The organism is Acinetobacter sp. ACNIH3 (assembly GCF_002918965.1).
GTDB classification, from domain to species: domain Bacteria; phylum Pseudomonadota; class Gammaproteobacteria; order Pseudomonadales; family Moraxellaceae; genus Acinetobacter; species Acinetobacter schindleri.
Window position 1 is genome coordinate 1 of record NZ_PQLP01000030.1, and the last position, 19,990, is coordinate 19,990.

General features: G+C 38.2%; 18 protein-coding genes and 1 pseudogene. 14 read left to right on the plus strand and 5 right to left on the minus strand.

Annotation, left to right across the window (positions count from 1 at the left end; all coding sequences use genetic code 11):
- Window positions 1–116 precede the first annotated feature (116 nt).
- Window positions 117–572 carry a hypothetical protein gene (locus C3420_RS11615; RefSeq protein WP_228152968.1) on the minus strand — a complete coding sequence of 152 codons (456 nt, stop codon included), beginning with the start codon at window positions 570–572 and terminating at the stop codon, window positions 117–119.
- A gap of 175 nt (window positions 573–747) precedes the next feature.
- Between C3420_RS11615 and C3420_RS11620 the strand changes: the two genes are divergently transcribed.
- From C3420_RS11620 to C3420_RS11630, 3 genes are all read left to right on the plus strand, one after another.
- Complete coding sequence (locus C3420_RS11620) at window positions 748–2,553, plus strand: hypothetical protein (protein ID WP_103800592.1); 1,806 nt, start codon at window positions 748–750, stop codon at window positions 2,551–2,553.
- A 461-nt stretch (window positions 2,554–3,014) separates the two neighbouring features.
- The gene (locus tag C3420_RS11625; RefSeq protein WP_002124900.1) at window positions 3,015–4,016 is read left to right on the plus strand and encodes an inovirus-type Gp2 protein; all 1,002 of its coding nucleotides are present in this window, start codon (window positions 3,015–3,017) and stop codon (window positions 4,014–4,016) included.
- Window positions 4,017–4,058: 42 nt separating this feature from the next.
- Window positions 4,059–5,021 carry a hypothetical protein gene (locus C3420_RS11630; protein ID WP_103800591.1) on the plus strand — a complete coding sequence of 321 codons (963 nt, stop codon included), beginning with the start codon at window positions 4,059–4,061 and terminating at the stop codon, window positions 5,019–5,021.
- Window positions 5,022–5,077: 56 nt separating this feature from the next.
- On the opposite strand, the pseudogene C3420_RS11635 reads toward C3420_RS11630, so the two are convergent.
- Window positions 5,078–5,356: pseudogene (locus C3420_RS11635) on the minus strand (helix-turn-helix domain-containing protein); the annotation flags it as partial.
- Window positions 5,357–5,665: 309 nt separating this feature from the next.
- On the opposite strand from C3420_RS11635, the gene C3420_RS11640 reads away from it, so the two are divergent.
- The 10 genes from C3420_RS11640 (at window position 5,666) to C3420_RS11685 (ending at window position 15,787) form a co-directional block, all read left to right on the plus strand.
- Window positions 5,666–6,115, plus strand: a complete 450-nt coding sequence (locus tag C3420_RS11640; RefSeq protein ID WP_002124903.1) for a hypothetical protein — start codon at window positions 5,666–5,668, stop codon at window positions 6,113–6,115.
- 45 nt (window positions 6,116–6,160) lie between these two features.
- On the plus strand, window positions 6,161–7,360 hold the full coding sequence (locus tag C3420_RS11645) for a TolC family protein (protein WP_004960838.1): 1,200 nt from the start codon (window positions 6,161–6,163) through the stop codon (window positions 7,358–7,360).
- A gap of 11 nt (window positions 7,361–7,371) precedes the next feature.
- Window positions 7,372–8,850 carry an efflux RND transporter periplasmic adaptor subunit gene (locus C3420_RS11650; protein ID WP_042892150.1) on the plus strand — a complete coding sequence of 493 codons (1,479 nt, stop codon included), beginning with the start codon at window positions 7,372–7,374 and terminating at the stop codon, window positions 8,848–8,850.
- A gap of 12 nt (window positions 8,851–8,862) precedes the next feature.
- Complete coding sequence (locus C3420_RS11655; RefSeq protein ID WP_103800590.1) at window positions 8,863–11,994, plus strand: efflux RND transporter permease subunit; 3,132 nt, start codon at window positions 8,863–8,865, stop codon at window positions 11,992–11,994.
- A gap of 8 nt (window positions 11,995–12,002) precedes the next feature.
- Window positions 12,003–12,362 (plus strand): hypothetical protein, encoded by a 360-nt coding sequence (locus C3420_RS11660; protein ID WP_002123399.1) that lies wholly within the window; start codon window positions 12,003–12,005, stop codon window positions 12,360–12,362.
- Between the two features lie 18 nt (window positions 12,363–12,380).
- Window positions 12,381–13,094: a HupE/UreJ family protein gene (locus C3420_RS11665; protein ID WP_004960828.1), complete on the plus strand. Its 714-nt coding sequence runs from the start codon at window positions 12,381–12,383 to the stop codon at window positions 13,092–13,094.
- A gap of 12 nt (window positions 13,095–13,106) precedes the next feature.
- The gene (locus C3420_RS11670; RefSeq protein WP_002123386.1) at window positions 13,107–13,754 is read left to right on the plus strand and encodes a hypothetical protein; all 648 of its coding nucleotides are present in this window, start codon (window positions 13,107–13,109) and stop codon (window positions 13,752–13,754) included.
- Between the two features lie 94 nt (window positions 13,755–13,848).
- Window positions 13,849–15,156 carry an MFS transporter gene (locus tag C3420_RS11675; protein WP_004960825.1) on the plus strand — a complete coding sequence of 436 codons (1,308 nt, stop codon included), beginning with the start codon at window positions 13,849–13,851 and terminating at the stop codon, window positions 15,154–15,156.
- Entirely contained in the window at window positions 15,157–15,585 is a 429-nt protein-coding gene (locus tag C3420_RS11680) for a YqaA family protein (protein ID WP_002123402.1), read from the plus strand.
- A gap of 109 nt (window positions 15,586–15,694) precedes the next feature.
- Window positions 15,695–15,787, plus strand: a complete 93-nt coding sequence (locus tag C3420_RS11685; protein WP_228127123.1) for a YHYH domain-containing protein — start codon at window positions 15,695–15,697, stop codon at window positions 15,785–15,787.
- 396 nt (window positions 15,788–16,183) lie between these two features.
- Here the strand turns inward: C3420_RS11685 and C3420_RS11690 are convergent, their stop codons facing one another.
- Window positions 16,184–16,450: a metal/formaldehyde-sensitive transcriptional repressor gene (locus C3420_RS11690; RefSeq protein WP_004644596.1), complete on the minus strand. Its 267-nt coding sequence runs from the start codon at window positions 16,448–16,450 to the stop codon at window positions 16,184–16,186.
- A gap of 57 nt (window positions 16,451–16,507) precedes the next feature.
- On the opposite strand from C3420_RS11690, the gene dmeF reads away from it, so the two are divergent.
- On the plus strand, window positions 16,508–17,491 hold the full coding sequence (gene dmeF / locus C3420_RS11695) for a CDF family Co(II)/Ni(II) efflux transporter DmeF (RefSeq protein ID WP_002123401.1): 984 nt from the start codon (window positions 16,508–16,510) through the stop codon (window positions 17,489–17,491).
- A gap of 41 nt (window positions 17,492–17,532) precedes the next feature.
- Here the strand turns inward: dmeF and chrA are convergent, their stop codons facing one another.
- Both chrA and C3420_RS11705 read right to left on the minus strand, forming a co-directional pair.
- Complete coding sequence (chrA, locus tag C3420_RS11700) at window positions 17,533–18,879, minus strand: chromate efflux transporter (protein ID WP_002123392.1); 1,347 nt, start codon at window positions 18,877–18,879, stop codon at window positions 17,533–17,535.
- Window positions 18,876–19,802 carry a chromate resistance protein ChrB domain-containing protein gene (locus tag C3420_RS11705; RefSeq protein ID WP_002123395.1) on the minus strand — a complete coding sequence of 309 codons (927 nt, stop codon included), beginning with the start codon at window positions 19,800–19,802 and terminating at the stop codon, window positions 18,876–18,878. Before C3420_RS11705 ends, chrA begins: the two co-directional genes overlap by 4 nt.
- Between the last annotated feature and the right edge of the window lie 188 nt (window positions 19,803–19,990).

Consider the following 19,990-nt stretch of genomic DNA (forward strand, 5'->3'; position numbering starts at 1 on the left):
TCTTGACTCAAGCATTAATGCAGTACGATCTTCAAAGTTAAGATGATGGTATGACAATTTTATATACTCCATAAACCCTTTAAATTAATTAGGTGGTTTATGTCGCACTTCAAGTTTTACTCTGCCCAGTTATCTAGACTTTTAAATTTACAATTTTTTTTAATTTTCTCAAGTTGTTTTAATATATTTTCGTCCATTGTTATTTGTTTGGTGATACGGTTGGCTTTCTTTTTCTCAGAGTGGTATTTAAATAAAAGGAATTTCTTTTTTAAAATTGAAAAATGTTCATCATTAGTTTTAATAATAAAATTTGTTGTCTCACATATGAGGGGGTTTGTAAATCTTTCGTTTGTGTGGGATGTCCTAGCCGGGTTTTGTAGAGAATCTGATATTAAATTCTCATGTGATCTAGGTTGGGGGTGATTTGTAGATATGTAAACAATCTTTTGGCTAGGTTCATCAAGCTCAGTTAATAGACTTTCCTTCATGTAGCTCTCTTGATCCAAGAAATCTTTTTTTAAGTCCGTGTCAGTCGATAACCATTTATCTAAGGTTAAATGTGGTCGTGCCATTTTACAATTCATAAATATTTACTTAACATTTATATATCAGTAATTAAATATTAAGTAAATATTAATTATGCATTAACTGTTAAAAAAACAAATTTCAATTATCATTTCATGCCTATCATTATTGCTGTAAAATACATATACCCAAAGGAGAACTTGGTGTGTGGGAATTTTTAGCATGAGTATTCAGGATTCTGAACAGCGCTTTTTGGCGCTATTTATGGCTTTCTATCAAAGGGTGGAGGGGCAAATTTCAGCCTATGCTTTTTGGGCATTAATCACGTTTATCAGAAATTTTGGAGTCGGAAGTACATCATTGCCACTCGGTGAATTATCAAAAGTGATCGGCATACAGGTTAAAAAATTACGGGGTGTATTGAATGAGTTGGAACAACAGGGAATATTAAAAATAGATTTTCCTGAAACTGGAAAAAGGTCTAGAGTTCGTCATTTACAACTTAATCTTACTTATATAAGGCTTGATTCAGCCACGTCTATTGAATGGTTAGAAAATAGTAATAAGCGTATGGTTAGGCAGATCCCTTTATTAAAATTAATTCAGACTTTATTTATAAAGAGTGATGGCATAAGTATTAGCAATTCACCTAAAAAAATAGAGATCGACTGCTATCTTGATTATCGAAGTTATCTTGTTTTATTACGGTTGCTTTACGGTGCAGACTCGTTTGGGATTTTTATAGGGTGTGGAATTGGTGAAATTGAGCGAGCCACGGGTTTAAGCAAACAATCTATTTATCGCGCTATACAGCAGCTTAAAAAAAACGGATTTATCCGCTGCCAAGCGGATGGCGCAATTCGAAATAGTTTTATTCAAACAGAGTCTCCAATATACGCTTTAAACCTTTCGCATAGGTTTTGGGGGGGTGCTGCGATCTACGGCAAATTTTATATTTTGAAGTACCCCCAGCCGCATGTTTTTGAAGTTCAGAAAGTGGCCTCTATTTTTACTATGCTGAATCCAAAGAGCGACTTGTTGTCAAACACTAAAAGTGAAGATTCAGGTGTTGGCTTGAAGGTGTTGAATTGCAAAAACTATTATTTGTTACATGATCCTTTGTGCTGGATGAAACCGTTTATTCTTCGGTCTCGTGATGCTGTAGGTTATGCAAATTATGTTTTGTTACAACAGCAGGAAATAATGAAGTTATATGATCATTATGTCGAGCTAAAGCGGTTACATCCAGAGAACCCATTATCAGCGACGTTTTATTTAAAGCCGCATGAAAATATTTTGAAGGATGAGGCGGTTTTGGGTCATTTAGCATCTATCCAGCATACTAAACTCAGCGGGATGAACAACCGCTTAGGTCTTTTTCAAAGCTTGCTTGAACAGTGGTGCTGCCAGATATACAGTCAGAATAAATCGCTTTTTAAAATGCTGAAAGAAGCTAACCCAGTAGTAATCGATGATGAAAGCTTTGAGCGTTTAGGGTGCACAGACTTTCTCTATCCGTATTCATTGCAAGCGACTCAAATCAAAACAATCAAAGAGGATATGACGCTAAAAAATGAGTCTGATAAAATTGAATCAATGATCACCTTCAAGTTAAATGCTGAGCAGTCCAGAATTCATCAGTTTTTAATGGCCCTTATGGATCTAATTGCATATAACCAAATTTATTTTTTTCAGCAATGTATGCGGAAACATTCTGATATTGACCAAAAGCTCAGTGCAACTAAAAGTAGTTTGGAAAGGGTGTTGGTAAATGCAACTGAAATAGTGACGCCTTTTAGGATTTTACCTCGGTCATTTATACAGAATACATACAGCTGTTGCTTTGTCCCTGATCAGCATGCGGAAACTAACAGGTATTTCTTAAGTGAATTGGCGTTTCAAGAACCCTTTCAGGATGGAACTCGCTTTGATTTTCCTACACAGCAAATAACAGACATTTCACCAACACTGGCAGAACTTAAAGATTACGGACTGCTGCATCATCACTGTTTGTCATTATTCGAATAGTTTTTTGCGCTAAGTTTTTTTTGAAAAAACCATTTTTCTGACCTAACTATCGTAACGCTAAAATATATAAAAAGCCTAGCTTAGCCGAAGGTCTGGAAATTCTGCTGGTCAGCTAGGCTATGGTTATTGCTTTTACGCTAAGACGGTTTTATATATTATTAATATATAGATTAATACTAATAATAGATTAATGACTGTAGCGTATAGAACTATAAATACTAGATATATCAATACAATCACTGTTACTCATACAGATAACAAGAACAGTTAGACATGTCATGCAGATATGAATATATACCCAATATGGATGATGATAGGGACCAATAGTCCATGTACAATGAGAGCACTATTCGATATATGCGGATAGTGGATGACTTGTTCTTACTCTAGATAAAAACACTATTTAAAAAAATAAGTCGATTGCTTAACTATGACGTGAATCATAGTTAAGGAAGTTCAACGTGTTCCCATTGGATTTAGATGATCAGGCAGGGGTGATGTATACCATTCATCGCTTTGTAGATGTATGTCTTAATTTTGATATTTCAGACGAAGCATTCATTTTCAACTTAGAACGCTTGTATTGCGCATTTGAAGCGTTTAAACAAGAAGGGCTTGAGTATGCAGCATCGCTTAGGGCGTTTATTGCAGTTACTGAATACGTCAATAGCCAACGTGGCATGCTTAGCTTTGCTGAATATCTGACAGGGCTTTCAATAGGGGAAATTAAGGCATTAAGACGAATCCTGCATGCGCATCGAGGGCTGATACGTGATGAGATCAAAAGCTTTGTGAGACGGAAAGAATTGAATCGAGTGGCATTACTTGAGGAGTTCGAAGGCGCAATTAAGGGGTATCATTCGGTTCTAGTGATCAGAGTGGATTTGAGCTATAGCAAGGACAGCATGAGTGAAATTACTGTAAATGACTTCTATCAGCATATCGGAAAACTACGTGATTTGATCACTGATAAAAATGGATATTTTGATGCACTTTTGACCTATGCGATCGCACTGGAGCAGGGTATAACCAAAGGCTTTCATGCTCATTTAACATTGGTGATTAATAGATCGAAGCATCAGAGTGATTATAAAATTGCTGAGGGAGTGATCGATAAGTGGAAGGAAATCACATTCGATAAGGGTTTTGGGCGGAACATCAACACGACAGCGAATAAAGACAACTACGAGAAGCAAGGTCGTTTAGGTATTGGAGATATTCGTCGAACGACACCCGAACAAGGCAACAATGCTTTGGGTGCAGTTGCTTATCTCAGTGACCCTGATAAATACGAGCAGACGTTATTGGTTAAACCACGAGGGCGTAAAACGTTTTATAAGGGGGATTATCAGCATCATGGTCGCCCAATACCTGATACAGAAGAAAATAGAAGAATCAAAGAATGGGATGCGCAGACCGCTTTAGCAAAGCTGGAAGAGGAGATTTGGTTTAAAAAATTATGAATATGCCAGTTCTATGAAATCAATCCATTCATAGGACAACACATGAGCCATTCAGAGTTAGAGTTTGTTACAGCACCCCGATTAGAACAAGACGTTTTAGAGCATTACCAAACGATTCGCTTTGCTCCAATTCCAGAAGGTACTGATTACGATGCTCATCAAAAAAATATAGATCAGGAGTTCAAGCGGAAACTGTCTGGTTATTTTTCAGCATGGCGCAGAATGATGGCCGTTGGCATTCATGAGCATTTGTCTTTTTCCTTTTGGGCAGACAAGTTCTTTCAGGCTTACTGCAGTGTATTACAGGAAGAGCAGATTCGGTTCTTTGAGGTCACGGCGCAAAGAAGCGCTGGTTTTTATATCGATAAGATCGTAAAGCGGCTGAGAGTGCTGTTTGAAAGCACCAGCTTAACTGAAGAAATGCATAAGCTGAATGAGCGCTACGAGAAGCGGATTGAAAAGCTGAGAGAATCCTACCGTAATACAAGCCAGATCTATCCTGATGCTGCGGATTTAAAGCTGGAACTAAGTCTAAATGAGGGTGGAAATGAAATTATCGATTTGCGACAGTTAGAGCGATTTTTATCAAATTTCCAAAAAAGTCTAGCAGCTGAGTATTGGTATAGAACACAAGCCATTTACCGCTTTTATCAAATTGTACGGGATGATGTTCAGCAGCGGTATGTGATCCACTTTTATCTGAGCTTTAACCGATCACTCTATGCTGATCCATTATTTTATTGCAGTGTCATAGAGCGTTGCTGGGCCCAGGTCACGAATTATATGGGTACCTGCAGTTGCCTTAGTCTGACAGATCAAAATAGTGTGGTTGATGCTGAACAGATGTTTCGGATTGATCGAATTATTCAAGAAGACGTCCAATGTCCGCTGAGTGCATTAAATAGCATGCCAGAGAATCAAACAGGGCAGTTTGGGCTTCCGAATAGAATCTGCATTTACCCTAAAGAATTTAAATGGTTTGATGGAGCACCTGTACGGCGCTGAAAATTTATATGAGTGTCCTGCACTTGCTTGACGCTCTAGATTGCGCAGATTATCCTTCTCATCAATTCTGTTTGCAAACGTCGAGCACCCAGATTTCTAGCCGAGCGCATTTCCAATATTAAGGCCTCTAGCTCAGTATTGATTTTAGTATTTGGAGATTTTAATGGGCGTTTACTCTGACTACTTAATCCATCAATACCTTGATCAGAATATCGTTTCCACCACTTGCGTAATGTTGGTCTAGAAATGCCACATCTCCGACAGACTAGGCCAGCATCATTGGTCTCTTCAAATAATTTAACCCATACGAGTCTTTGTTGAATTTCTCTGTTCATAGACACCAATTATATTGAAATGATGTCTATGAATCACACATTTAATGACTAGATTTCATTGGAGATTTTGGATGAGTTCAATTGCCACCACCTCTAAGATAAGTAAGCTTACTTTGTACTAACTCAAACTAGGTACAGCTTAAATCCTTTTAATACAGTTCCAGAAAATAACTAAATAAAGCTTCATTACCCATAAGCTATCCATTGATAAAGAGATAGCTTGTAAATTTGAGATATATTTTCATATAGGATTTACTTTCTAGAAGCTATTCAGTATTCTTTTCACGTTTCATTTTGATCTGACTTGCTATGTTGGCTAATAAGTTTTTTAAGCTTATTCTCGTATCAGTCCTGTTTTTGTTTGCTATAACAACGACGGGGATTTATACGTGGGCGCCTGTAATAGCAAAAAATCTAGGTCATCATCATGAACTGAGTATTTCTGTAGAAACAGAAGATTCTAGCCAATGGTCATTAGTTCATCATGATGAAGTTCTGAATACAGCAGATCAAGATAAAAAAAATCATAACTGGACAAGTTATGATGAACCCGCATTTCATCATTCAGTAAAACCAATTCAAGCTGATGATCATTTCTCAATTGATCCAGTCTTTTTCCTTAGTTTTGCTTTACCTTTAATCCTCTTATTTTTAGGTTTATTTGAACGCCCAATTCGTTCTTTTAAGCTTAGGAAAAGGATTCCCTTTCTTTGTAATACCTACGCATTTACCAAAACTCTCATTGTTCTAAGGAATTGATTTAACTATACAAAAATATTTTTCATTTTTTGTATAGGTATAGTCATGTCTAAAAAAAGTCAGGTAATTTTCGCCTGTGGCTTAGTCATCATTGCTCCTCAGTTATTAGCAGGAACAAATTATGCACAGTTACAGCAGCAAGCTATTGCAAATGATTCAGTTCTAAAAAGTTTGCAGCAATCTCAGCAAGCTTATGATGTAAATCAAAAATATGCTGGTCGGATGAACAATCCAACTTTCAATGTCGAATTGGATAATTTGGGTAATTCTAAGCTGAAAGATTTGGATGGCCCAACTGCATTCATGGGTTTGTCCCAAGAAATTCCGTTGAATAATAAACTCGCTTTGCGTAAGCAATTGGCAGGTTTGCAAGGAAATAATAACCAATTTGAGATTACTCAACGACAAGCAGAGTTAAAAGCTGATTTTCGAATCTGTATGTCTAATTGGTATGCAGCTTCTCAGCGAGCAGAAATTTATGCTGCAGATAGCAAGCTGAGTGCAAGACAAGCAACAGTTCTAAATGAAAAGCTAAAGTATGGACGTGTGATTCCATCTGATGTTCAGCTTAATTCAGCTTTATCTGCTGAGTCCAAGTTACGTTATCAAAATGAGCTGAAAAAGGTTCAGTTTCAGAAAAATCTCTGTTCAAAATTTGCTTTTGATTTGCCAGCCAATGCTATAGATGTTCCTTTAACGATTAACTTCACTGACAAGGTTAGCTTATCTGAAAAGCAGGCTTTACTAAAAAAGCAGCAGGCAAAAACTCAATTTGAATTAGCAAGAAAAGAAGCGGTTCCTGATATCACGCTTGGCGTTGGTGTACGTAATTATCAAGAAACAGATGACAAAGTTTTTTTGGTTTCCACTTCTATTCCGCTTTCGATATTCAATCGCAACAGTGGAAATATTGCACTCGCTCAAGCACAGCAAACCAATGCTGAAACTCGTTCAGAATTAATCAATCGAAATTCAAAGATTGAATTGGATAACAAATCTATTGAGGTATCCAGTTTGATTGATGCAATCAAGCAATATGACCAATCTGTTTTACCTGCAACAAAAGAAAGTTTACGCATTGCAGAAATGGGTTATCAGGCAGGAAAAATTTCATTATTGGAATTTAATAGCATTAAACAAGTTTGGTTAGACAAACATCTCGCTCGATTTGATCTGTGGTTGGCTTTGCAAAATCAGATTGCAGAAGTTGAACGAAATTATGTAACGAATTTAGATCAAGAATAAGGGCAGAGAATATGAATAAACCAAAGAATACAGTAATTGCTACAGGCGTTATAGCTTTACTTGTCATGTTGTGTGCTCTGGCTTGGTATAAAACAGGAAACAAATCACAGACGTCTTCAGCACATGGTGAAGCTATCGAAGAAAAAGCTGCTGTCGCAGGTGATGAAAAAGGTCCACATGGTGGTCGCTTATATCGTGATGGAGACTTTTCGGCAGAGGTAAAAATTTTTGAAGAAGGTGTAGAGCCGCATTTACGTGTCTATGGCTACTACAAAGATCAGCCTTTAAAGCCGAGTGAGATTAACGCGAATATTTTTATTAAGCGTTTAGATGCTGAGCAAACCATTCGCTTCAAACCTGAAAGTGATTACTTGATTGGCGATGAAATTGTTTATGAACCGCATTCGTTCTTGATGGTGATAAATGTTGATTATCAAGGCAAGAAACACAGCTGGAAATGGGATACCAAAGAAGGCCGTGTAACGATGCTGGATAGCAGTATCAAAAGCAGCGGTTTAGAACTTCTTAAAGTTGAACCTATGACTTTTGAGAATGCGCTTGAGCTCAAAGGCGAGCTTAAATTTCCCGATAATTTTGAAAGTTTTATTACACCTAAAGCAAGCGGAACACTAATCAAAACTTATCGAACGATTGGTGATAAAGTCAGCCAAGGTGATCTGTTAGCGACTGTTCAAAGCCAAGATCTGATCCGTTTAAATGCTGAGCGATCTATTGCTTTGGATAATTTGCAGTTTTCTCGCAAAAAAATGGAACAGGAACGCGCATTATTTCAAAAACGTGTATCGCCTGAAATTGACTATATCAATGCAAAACGTGAATTTGAAAATGCTCAGACTAGGGCCAATGAGCTGAATAGCTTAATCAGCTCTTACGGTGGTTCAGGTAATGGAACGATTGAGGTAAGAGCAGCAATGTCGGGCACAGTTTTACAAGTGCTTGCTGCGGTTGGTTCAAATGTAACACCAGCTTCACCACTCTTTAAAATTGCCAATACCTCACAGTTGCTTGCAGTGGTCAATGTGCCGGCTGATAAGCTGAATGCAATTAATCCAAATGCAAAAGTAACCGTTAAACCTCAAGTACAGGAAAGTACGGAGGAAGCACTGGGTAAGATTAAATACATTAGTGATGTGATTGATCCGAAAACACGTACTGCGCAAGTTTTTATTGAAATTCCCAACCAGTTCAGATGGCGTTCAGGACAGTTAATCACTGCACAAATCTTTGAAAACCAGAGCATGAAACCGATGGTTGTCCGTGAAGATGCTTTGCAAAACTTCCGTGATTGGGATGTGGTGTTTATTCGTGTCGGGAATGACTTTGAAGCACGTCCTCTAGAGTTAGGCGATAAGTTTAATGGTTTTGTTGAAGTTAAATCTGGTCTAAAAGCAGGGCAGATTTATGCAGCAGGTAATTCTTATTTATTAAAAGCAGAGCTGGGTAAATCTGGCGCTACTCATGATCACTAAGGGGTAGCGACTATGTTTGATCAAATTGTTAAGCTCTCGATCAAGAATCGATGGCTTGTACTGATTGTCTTTCTGTTTATCGGTGCATTTGGCGTTTATAACTATTTTAAACTGCCGATTGATGCTGTACCTGACATTACCAATGTACAAGTCCAAATCAATAGTGAAGCGCAAGGCTTATCTCCAATGGAGATGGAGTCACAAGTGACCTATCCAATTGAAACGGCTTTGGCTGGTATTCCTAATCTGGAATACACACGTTCTGTATCGAGATATGGTTTATCTCAGGTTACGGCGATTTTCAAGGAAGGCACGGATATCTATTTTGCTCGACAACTTGTGAATGAAAAGTTGCAAGGAGTCACATCAACACTTCCGGGTGGCATATCGACTTCAATGGGACCTGTTTCAACAGGGCTTGGCGAAATCTTTATGTACACCGTTGAGAACGCAAAAGATAATCCAAACCCATTATCACCGACTGAATTAAGAACCTTGCAAGATTGGGTGATTAAACCACAGCTTCGAAATGTTGAAGGTGTGAATGAAATCAATACCATTGGCGGTTATTTAAAACAATTCGTGGTACAGCCGGATTATGCATATTTACGCAGCATTGGCTTAGATCAGCAGGATATCTTGGATGCTATTTCTAAAAATAGCATGAACAAAGGGTCTGGTTATATTGAGAAGAATGGTGAGCAGTATTTGATTCGCTCGGATTCTCAAATTAACTCAATTGAGCAAATTCAAAATATCCCGATTACGGCAAGTAGCGGTTACATTCTTCGATTGAAGGATGTGGCAAAAATATCAATTGGTCACGAGCTACGTACAGGTGCAGCAACTAAAGATGGGCAAGAAATTGTCCTAGGTACTGCATTTATGCTGATTGGTGAAAACTCGCGAAATGTTGCTCACGCAGTAGATCAAAAGTTACAAAAAGTCCAAGAGTCATTGCCAGACGGTGTTGAGGCGAAAGCCGTTTATAACCGTACAACTTTGGTTGATGCAACGATAGACACAGTAAAGAAAAACCTTCTTGAAGGTGCAATCCTCGTTATTGTTGTTCTCTTCTTATTCCTTGGACATTTCCGTGCAGCGCTCATCACTGCGATGGTGATTCCTTTATCTATGCTCATGACCATTACTGGCATGGTGAATCAACGAATAAGTGCAAACTTAATGAGTTTAGGGGCGCTAGATTTCGGGATCATTGTCGATGGTGCTGTCGTTATTGTTGAAGCTTCACTTGCAAAATTAGCGATGAAGCAAAAAGAGTTGGGTCGGATTCTGACGCGTAAAGAACGTTTTATTACCGTATTTGAAGCAACTAGAGAATCTCGAAAAGCGATTCTTTATGGTCAATTGATCATTATCTTAGTGTATCTGCCTGTCATGACGCTTACTGGTGTTGAAGGCAAGATGTTTACACCGATGGCAGCTACAGTTGTTATGGCTCTCGTGGCTGCAATGGTTCTTTCGATTACTTTTGTTCCTGCAATGGTGGCTTTGGTCACGACAGGCGAAATTAAGGAAGAGGAATCGAAGATTGTTCATTTCATTAAGAAAGTTTATAGCCCAATTTTAGATTGGTCTTTGAGTCATCGTTATAAGCTGATCGCGTTCGTAGCAATTTTCTTTGTATTCAGTGCGAGTCTTTCAACTCGTTTAGGTTCCGAATTTATTCCCTCATTAGATGAAGGTGATGTGGCATTACATGCACTTCGAATTCCTGGAACTTCTTTAACTCAAGCTGTTGAAATGCAGTATGCGCTTGAAAAAGAAATCGTCAAAATTCCTGAAGTGAAAACCATGTTTGCCAAAGTGGGGACAGCTGAAATTGCGACTGACCCAGTTCCACCAAACGTCGCTGATAATTTTGTGATATTGAAACCACGTAGCGAATGGCCGAATCCTGACAAGGAAAAATCAGCTATCGTTGCCGATATTGAACGTGTGGCAAAAGGCGTTTATGGCAACAACTATGAGTTCACTCAGCCGATTCAAATGCGTTTTAACGAACTGATTTCAGGTGTCCGTACAGATGTTGCAGTGAAGATTTATGGTGATGATTTAGATCAGTTGCTTGAATCTGCAAATGCTGCAGCGAAAATTTTAGAAGGTGTGAATGGAACAGCCGACTTAAAAGTTGAACAGATGAGTGGGCTTCCAATGGTCTCTGTTGAACTTAAAAAAGACATGATCGCCAACTACGGTCTTGATGCTGAAGATGTACAAAAGCAAGTATCCAGTCTGATTACGGGGCAAACAGCAGGTAAGGTTTTTGAGGGAGATCGTAAGTTCGATATTGTGGTTCGAATGGACCAAAACTCTGTTACGGATTTAGAAAAGCTTTATCAAGTTCCAGTGAATTTGCCTGATGGTTCAAGCGTACTTTTATCTGAACTGATCGAATTGAAAAATGTTCAGGGTCCAAACCAAATTTCACGTGAAAACGGTAAACGCCGAATTGTGATTACAGCGAACGTCCGTGGTACAGATATTGGTAGCTATATCGAAGAAGCACAGACTAAGTTGAATGCTGACTTTAAATTACCTGAAGGCTATTGGCTGACATGGGGCGGTACATTTGAACAAATGGAATCAGCTTCAAATCGTCTAATGATTGTTGTACCTCTCGCTTTGATCTTAATTTTTGCCATGATCTATATGGCATTAGGAAATGTCAGAAATAGCGTGCTGGTCTTTACGGGTGTGCCATTTGCCTTAACGGGCGGTGTGATTGCCTTAGCCTTACGTGATATCCCATTCTCTATCTCTGCAGCCGTTGGTTTTATTGCACTGTCGGGTGTAGCTGTACTGAATGGCTTAGTTCTAGTGTCTGCAATCCAGAGATTGAGAGATCAAGGTGAAGGACTACTCGAAGCTGTTAGACACGGTGCATTGGAACGACTTCGCCCAGTATTAATTACGGCTTTAGTGGCATCTTTAGGTTTCATCCCTATGGCATTGAATGTTGGGATTGGCTCTGAAGTGCAACGACCAATTGCGACTGTTGTGATTGGCGGAATCTTATCTTCGACCTTATTGACGTTGATTATTTTGCCTACGCTATACGTTTGGTTTAACCAAGGACGTAAAAAGCAATCAGATGATTTTTCTGAGCAGCAAGAAGCCTAGGTGAAACAATGATAGGCATAGTGAGAGATAAAAAGTTTAGAAATTTGATGATGTGGTTCGTCTGCATCATCAGTCTTGCACTATGCCTGCATTTTAATACGCACAATGCAGAGACTGCATACCAAGAACATGCGGTTTATGAGTTTGAAAGTGTACATTTTCATGATGTGCATCAAAAGCAAAACCATATTCATCATGATAATTTTCATGAGCATTTTGGTGAATATCAGTCTGGTCAATCGATGACTTTGTTATTTACTTTAGCCTTTATTTTGATCCTAGATAGAGTGAAAAATTATCTCTATCTCATGATCAGTCGTATTTTCAAACCTCCCAAAACATCGCTAGAAACTTTTCTTTTTAGTTAACTTTGGAGTTTGATTTACATGCAATTTATTTTTTCACAATGGGTGAGACTCAAGGCATTTTTAAAGTTATTGATTACTTTAAGTGCTGTTTTGATGAGTCCTGCACTTTTTGCCCATGGCGTGGCAGAAGGTGACAAAGGCTATATTCAAGAAATTTATGGGGTACACATCATTCCCTTTATTTACCTTGGTGCAAAGCACATGGTTACAGGTTATGACCATTTGCTGTTCCTCGTCGGGATTATCTTTTTCTTATATCGCATGAAAGATATTGGCTTATATGTCAGCCTTTTTGCGATTGGTCACTCTGTGACAATGCTGATTGGGGTGTATTACAACATTTCCATGAATGCATACATTATTGATGCAATTATTGGTTTTTCTATTGTTTATAAAGCTTTGGATAATTTAGGTGCATATCAGCGTTGGTTTGGTTTCCAGCCCAACACTAAAGCAGCGACGTTAATTTTTGGTCTGATTCATGGCTTCGGTTTAGCGGTAAAAATTCAAGAGTATGAAGTTTCGGCAGATGGTCTATTGGCAAACCTCATTGCATTTAATGTCGGGGTAGAGCTTGGTCAATTTATGGCTTTAGCGATGATTTTGCTGTTGATGACAATGTGGCGAAAAACGCCGTATTTCTTCAAAACAGCTTATCAAAGCAACGTTTTTTTAATGTTCCTTGGCTTTTTACTTGTGGGCTTTCAGCTTACTGGCTTCGTTACTCAATAAGGATTTTCAAATATGTACAACGCTCAAATTCCACAAGATGTTGAATTACCTTCTGCAAAGAAACTTGTTAAATCAACCATTATCGCTGCAGTGAGTGCTGCAGTTGTCTTAGTTACAGTTGTTATGCCAGCTGAATACAATATTGATCCTACTGGGGTTGGTAAAGTTCTAGGCTTAACAACGATGGGTGAAATTAAGCAATCTTTGGCTCAAGAGTCTGAAAATGGTATGGGAGAGGCAGTTTCAAACACGATATCGAGTGAAGCTGCAAGTGACCCTAATATTCAATCATCTATGCCAATTGGTGAAGCAGAAAAAATGCTAATGCCTGCAATTCAAAAGCAACAGATGACAGTTGAGTTGAAGCCCGGACAAGCCACTGAAATTAAGTTGGCGATGCCGGAAAGTGCTAGCGTGAATTTTAAATGGACAACATCAGGCGGTGGTCTAAATTATGACACGCATGGTGATCCAGTGAGCGCTCCTAAGGGCTTTTACCATGGTTATGGCAAAGGACGTAATGAAACTCAGCAAACAGGTACATTAACAGCAGCTTTTGATGGTAAACACGGCTGGTTCTGGCGTAATAGAACTGAAAGTCCTGTTTCAGTGACATTGGAAGTTGAAGGCCAATTCAGTGATATGAAGAAAGTCTTTTAAGCTTTAAAAAAATCTCCTTGGAATAAAATCCAAGGAGATTTTAATTGGCATTGATTTTAGAAATAAAAAATAGGTTCTAAAAGGGGTCCCAAAAATGCTAGAAGTTTTAAAAAATACAACGTATAGGCATTTGTTCTTAGCTCAAGTCATTGCGCTTATTGGAACTGGGCTGATTACGATTGCTTTGGCTTTACAGGCGTATGATATTGCTAAAGGGGAGGCTGCTCAGGTCTTAGGCATAGCATTGGCGATAAAGATGATTGCTTATATTGGGGTAGCACCTATTGCTTCAGCATTTGCAGAAAGGCTGCCACGTAAAAAAGTTTTAGTGGGGTTGGATATCATCCGTGCTTTAACTGCTTTATGCCTGCCTTTTGTGACCCAAATTTGGCAAATCTATATTCTAATTTTTATTCTGCAATCTGCATCAGCTGCATTCACACCTACTTTTCAGGCCATGATTCCTGATGTATTGCCTGAAGAAAAAGATTATACCAATGCCTTGTCTCTTTCTCGTTTGGCTTATGATTTAGAGAATATTATTAGCCCAATGTTGGCAGGATTTTTACTTGGATTTATAAGCTATCACAATCTATTTTTAGGCACAGTCATTGGCTTTATTGGTTCAGCACTTTTTGTTGTCAGTGCAAAATTGCCTGCTGCTAAAGTACCTGTATTTAAAGGGGTGTATTACAGAATAAAGCAGGGGACAAAAATTTATTTTAATACTCCGCGTTTAAAGGCACTCCTAGCGTTAAACCTTGCGATTGCGTCAGCCAGTGCTGTAGTGATTGTAAATACGGTTGTACTCGTTCAATCAACCTTTAAGCTAAATGAACATGCCACCACTTGGGCCTTTGGCTTGTTTGGCTTAGGGTCTATGCTCTCGGCATTTATATTGCCTAATGTTCTGGATAAATTTAACGATCGAGCTGTGATGCTGAGCGGCACAGCTGTACTAGTCGTTGGCTTATTCTGTGGGTTTTTTATTAACTCATACAACGGACTATTAGTTTTATGGTTTGTCTTGGGAATAGGTTACTCAGTATCTCAAACACCTACAGGCCGGTTAATTCGTAAATCTGCATCTATTGAAAATAGAACTTCATTATTTGCCGCGCAGTTCGCTTTTTCACACGCATGCTGGTTGATAGCTTACCCTTTAGTGGGTTGGCTGAGTACCAATTTTGGAACACTCTTTACATTTGTGCCTATGGCGGTCATTGCTCTAGTAGCAATGAGTATTGCCTTTATGATTTGGCCAAAACAAGATGAATCCGTAATCGTACATTCACATGATGATTTACCTGTGGATCATGAACATCTACTCAGTCACAACCATGATGGAAAGCATTCACATGACTATGTGATAGATGAAAACCATCAAAGATGGCCGAAATAAATGATGGCCTATGTTTTATTATTTTTAAGTGCCTTTGGTGCAGCAACACTATTGCCCCTGCAATCTGAGACAGTGTTAGCAGGCTTTTTTCTGTTAGGTCGGCATTCTGAGCTGTTGCTCATACTTGTAGCAACAGTTGGGAATGTACTTGGTTCTTGTGTGAACTGGTGGTTGGGTATCAAGCTAGAAGTCTATAAAGACAAGCGTTGGTTTCCAGTATCAGAGAAGCATTTATTAAAGGCTCAAATCTTATATGCAAAGTATGGTTCACCCATGTTATTACTCAGTTGGGTGCCTGTGATTGGTGATCCAATTACGTTAGTCAGTGGAGTTTTAAAGGAAAAATTTACTATATTTATAATTTTGGTTTTCACGGCTAAATTTTTAAGATATATCGTTGTTTACATGATCTATTTAGAGGTTGCTTGAAATATATTCTAATAAAAAAAGGAACTTGGTTATTCTATAATCTAAAAGTTTTATTCAACTCGGGGAAGATACAAAAATGAAAAAAATAGTTTTAGTTTGTGTGCTGGGAATGTTTGTAACTTATACAAATGCGCATTCGGGTGGTACAAATAAACAAGGTTGCCATACTAACAGCAAAACAGGTGATTACCACTGTCATTAAAGTCTACAAGAGGTCAAAAGACCTCTTTTTTATGAGTTGAAATAAAATAGTAATGTAATCATTAATGCAAAAGCCCCATACAAAGTATGAGGCTAACTTTAAAAATTAGTTTGTTAATACGGAGATTTCGGCAGTTGTATAGCCTCGCTCATAAAGGATACTGTGAATCGCATTTTTTATGCTTTGGCAGTTGGTTTTTTTAAACCTTTTAAAAAGTTCAAAGTCACAGTGATGACTTAAATTGAACTTTATTTCGAGCGCTTTTGAATCTGGAGTTGAATAAAGAGAAGTTAAAAACTTACGTATTCGGGGTCGCATATAAACTATTAAGCAATAAAGATGTACTCATCATATCAAGTCTATAAAAATTGAAAAGAGATTTTTTATCATGTCATTTTATTGATAGCGGCTGAGTAATGCTAAAAACTCTTTTAACTCTTCTTTATTAATCGCATCTTTATCTTTGATTACATGCTCTTTTAGATGTGCTTCAATCAATTGATTCATTAATCCATTCACAGCACCACGGACTGCAGCGACCTGTTGCAGTACTTCTATGCATGATTTGTTAGGGTCGGCCAAACTCTGCTCAACGGCGTTGATTTGTCCTTGAATACGCTTAACCCGATTTAAAATTTTTTTGTCTTGATGCAAATGAGACATAGCATTTCTGTCCAAACTAAATATACTGTAGGGGAGTATTATTGATGGCATAAAAAAATGCAATATCTAAGTAATGTTAAAAGCAACCATACGCATCAATTCGATGAAGGAAATCCGCTAGCGCAGAAGAAAATTTTAATTGCGACAATCCTGACGGGCGTCATGATGGTCTTTGAAATTTTTGGAGGTTGGTTCTTTAATTCGATGGCTTTACTTGCAGATGGCTGGCACATGAGTTCACATATGCTGGCATTGGGCTTAGCATATTTCGCATACCGAATGGCACGTAAATATTCACAAGATCAGCGATTCTGTTTTGGTACATGGAAGATAGAAATTTTAGCTGGATACTCTAGTGCGATCTTACTCATGGTTGTGGCATTGTTTATGGGAATACAATCGGTGGAGCGCCTATTTAATCCCGTCAATATTCACTATAACGAAGCAATATCAATTGCAGTGATTGGTCTTGCTGTGAACTTTATTTGTGCTTGGTTACTACACGATAGTGGGCATCATCACCATCATCACCACGAACATGATCACCATCATGATCATGGACACCATCACCATGATGAAGATGGGCATCATGAACATGATTTAAACCAGAAAGCGGCTTTCTTACATGTCGTTGCAGATGCTGTGACTTCTGTATTAGCGATCATTGCATTATTTGCAGGTAAATTTTTTGGCTGGGATTTCTTAGATGCAGTTTTGGGTATTGTAGGTGCATTTCTAGTCGCACATTGGTCTTGGGGGCTTATTCGCGAGACAGGCAAAACTTTACTGGATGCTGAAATGGAACATCCAGTTGTTCAAGAAATTCAGGAAGTCATTGATGACTTAGATAGCCGAATCGTAATTACTGATATTCATGTATGGAAGGTAGGTAAAGGTAAGTTTTCTTGTATCTTGTCACTAGATGTAAGCAGTTTAAATATCACGGCAGATGAAGTCAGAAAAGCCTTATCTATTCATGAGGAAATTGTGCACGTTTCAGTAGAAATTAATACAAGTTCTAGACTCCAAGCTGCAGTATAAAAATAGATAAAAAGGAGCAGCTCATTTGAGCTGCTCTTTTTTTATATGCTTAGTTTAATGATAAGCCCTAAAATTGCAGCAGCACCGATGACTCTTAATACACTTTGATTGAATTTAAAGAGAGCAATACAAGCGAGTATGGTTATTACTGCAGCTATGTAGTCAAATTGCCCCTCAAACCCTTTTGGCCATAGTACATGGTAAGCAAAGAAGAGGGCCAAATTAAGAATTACGCCGACAACGGCTGCGGTAATTGCTGTCAGTGGTGCAGTAAATTTGATTTGATTGTGAGTGGATTCGATTACGGGTGCTCCACCGAGAATAAACACAAACGAAAATAGGAAGGTGAACCAAGTAACAATTGTTGCTCCAAAAGCACCAGCTAAAAACTTATGTTCAGGCCCTAATAGGTCAAGGTTGTACCCGCCCATAAACCCAACGAAAGCAACGACCATAATGAGTGGGCCGGGTGTGCTTTCACCCAACGCTAAACCATCGATCATTTGGGTTGGTTTAAGCCACTCATAGAAGTTAACAGCACCTTGATATACATAAGGTAAAACCGCATAAGCTCCACCAAATGTCATTAAGGCTGCTTTAGTGAAAAACCAAGCCATTTGTGTATAAGCGTGAGACCAGCCATAAGCTACTGTCAGTAATGCTATAGGGAGACACCACAAAATAATTGCAACAACCAGCAATTTAATCAAGCGAGACCATTTGAAAATGGCATGTTCAGGTGTGGGAGTATCATCATCAATAATTGCTTTCCCGTAGTCTTTGAGACTTGATGCGTGAACATTGCTAGTGAATAATTTTGGGTCAAATTTACTTAAGAGATAACCACTTAAAGCAGCCAGCAGCACAATAAGGGGGAACGGAACATTAAAGGCAAAAATGAGAATAAATGCGGCACATGCAATAGCATACATATATTTATTCTTCAGTGACTTACTGCCAATACGATAGGTTGCATGAAAGACGATAGCGGTGACAGCAGGTTTAATGCCATAAAAAAGCCCTGCAATGACAGGTACATTTCCAAATTTTGCATAGACCCATGAAAGACCGATGAGAATAAAAAGGGAAGGTAAAATGAAAAATAGTCCGGCTATGATACCGCCTTTTGTTTTGTGCATTAGCCAGCCAATATAGGTTGCTAATTGTTGTGCTTCAGGCCCCGGAAGCAACATGCAGTAATTGAGCGCATGCATAAATCGCTTTTCAGAGATCCATTTTTTTTGTTCTACCAATTCTTGGTGCATGACAGAGATTTGGCCTGCAGGCCCGCCAAAGCTGATAAATCCGAGTTTTAACCAAAACAGTATGGCCTCTTTAAAGCTAACCTCTGGATTGGGCTCGAAATCGTTTTCTTGCAATTGATTCATGAATTCTCGCCTTTAAAATTGGTATATAGACCATCAAAAATGTGATTGGATAATTCCACCAACTGTTGATCAGCATGAATACTGCTTCTTAGTCCTTGTAATATTTTTTCTAGCCCAAGTGCTTCTGGTGGCTCATTTCCGCCAATATCTAGGTAATGGACAATTTCAGCGATTTTCAGAAGTGATTTATCGGCTAAATTAAAGCTGTGTAAAAGTACTTCGAATGACACAAGCTCACCAACATGGGTAAACGTTGCACCGTCAAAATCAAAACCATAAGCATCTGCTGGACAATCTTTAATATCTTGTAGCCAAATAAAAGTAGGGTCTTTATCAATAAATTTTTGAATGAGCCACGTACAAGCTAAACGATCCACCCAAGGTCGTTTTCGCGTAGCCCAAGTTTTAGATTGGAAGTCATGAAGATTAAGAGAAGGTAGATCACTATTTATAGAAGAGGGCTCATTTGATTCCCCTAGGTGATGAATTTTAAGTTCGAGTTTTGATATCGCGTTTAAGGCTGTGTTTTGTAATTCATTAGGAAAGAAATCAATATCGATGAGAGATGAAAGTTGCTTTCTTAATTTTCTAATGCTTTTTAAATGTTCATTTTTTTGCTCAACATTCAGTGAACTCTCTATTTCATTCAGTTGTAGCAAAAATTCAGAGTATTCACTTTTTCTATTAAATAGTTGAATTAAGTCTAAATTATTGTTGCTAACGGAATCGAATAGATAGGCAATGCCATCGGCACTTTGATGTTCGTCAATAATGGGGTCAAAGCGCTGCTTTTGTTCATTAGGTAGAACATATACACCATCACGCAGAGTTGCTGCACCACAGCTTTTGATGGAACGCCAAATTCTCATTCGAGCAGAAGAGTTTTGTGTGGAAAGGCTAGAAATGAGGATGCTTATATTCATGTTATAAACTTTACAAGTTTTGTATAGGTTATAACAATTTATTTAATTGTGGTAATTTTTATACTGAATTTGTTATTCAGGAAATCTGATATATTGTTTGCTGATATACGTATGGATCATCACTATATCTAAGAAATTTTCGGGTAGTGTACAGATCTTTTTTGCGGTAGTTTTTACGGTAAATGTAG

Bases quoted from the DNA above. Each gene is read 5' to 3' on its own strand.
- C3420_RS11615 (WP_228152968.1), bottom strand. From the start codon at position 572: ATGGCACGACCACATTTAACCTTAGATAAATGGTTATCGACTGACACG.
- C3420_RS11620 (WP_103800592.1), top strand. From the start codon at position 748: ATGAGTATTCAGGATTCTGAACAGCGCTTTTTGGCGCTATTTATGGCT.
- C3420_RS11630 (WP_103800591.1), top strand. From the start codon at position 4,059: ATGAGCCATTCAGAGTTAGAGTTTGTTACAGCACCCCGATTAGAACAA.
- C3420_RS11640 (WP_002124903.1), top strand. From the start codon at position 5,666: ATGTTGGCTAATAAGTTTTTTAAGCTTATTCTCGTATCAGTCCTGTTT.
- C3420_RS11645 (WP_004960838.1), top strand. From the start codon at position 6,161: ATGTCTAAAAAAAGTCAGGTAATTTTCGCCTGTGGCTTAGTCATCATT.
- C3420_RS11650 (WP_042892150.1), top strand. From the start codon at position 7,372: ATGAATAAACCAAAGAATACAGTAATTGCTACAGGCGTTATAGCTTTA.
- C3420_RS11655 (WP_103800590.1), top strand. From the start codon at position 8,863: ATGTTTGATCAAATTGTTAAGCTCTCGATCAAGAATCGATGGCTTGTA.
- C3420_RS11660 (WP_002123399.1), top strand. From the start codon at position 12,003: ATGATAGGCATAGTGAGAGATAAAAAGTTTAGAAATTTGATGATGTGG.
- C3420_RS11665 (WP_004960828.1), top strand. From the start codon at position 12,381: ATGCAATTTATTTTTTCACAATGGGTGAGACTCAAGGCATTTTTAAAG.
- C3420_RS11670 (WP_002123386.1), top strand. From the start codon at position 13,107: ATGTACAACGCTCAAATTCCACAAGATGTTGAATTACCTTCTGCAAAG.
- C3420_RS11675 (WP_004960825.1), top strand. From the start codon at position 13,849: ATGCTAGAAGTTTTAAAAAATACAACGTATAGGCATTTGTTCTTAGCT.
- C3420_RS11680 (WP_002123402.1), top strand. From the start codon at position 15,157: ATGATGGCCTATGTTTTATTATTTTTAAGTGCCTTTGGTGCAGCAACA.
- C3420_RS11685 (WP_228127123.1), top strand. From the start codon at position 15,695: ATGTTTGTAACTTATACAAATGCGCATTCGGGTGGTACAAATAAACAA.
- C3420_RS11690 (WP_004644596.1), bottom strand. From the start codon at position 16,450: ATGTCTCATTTGCATCAAGACAAAAAAATTTTAAATCGGGTTAAGCGT.
- dmeF (WP_002123401.1), top strand. From the start codon at position 16,508: ATGCAATATCTAAGTAATGTTAAAAGCAACCATACGCATCAATTCGAT.
- chrA (WP_002123392.1), bottom strand. From the start codon at position 18,879: ATGAATCAATTGCAAGAAAACGATTTCGAGCCCAATCCAGAGGTTAGC.
- C3420_RS11705 (WP_002123395.1), bottom strand. From the start codon at position 19,802: ATGAATATAAGCATCCTCATTTCTAGCCTTTCCACACAAAACTCTTCT.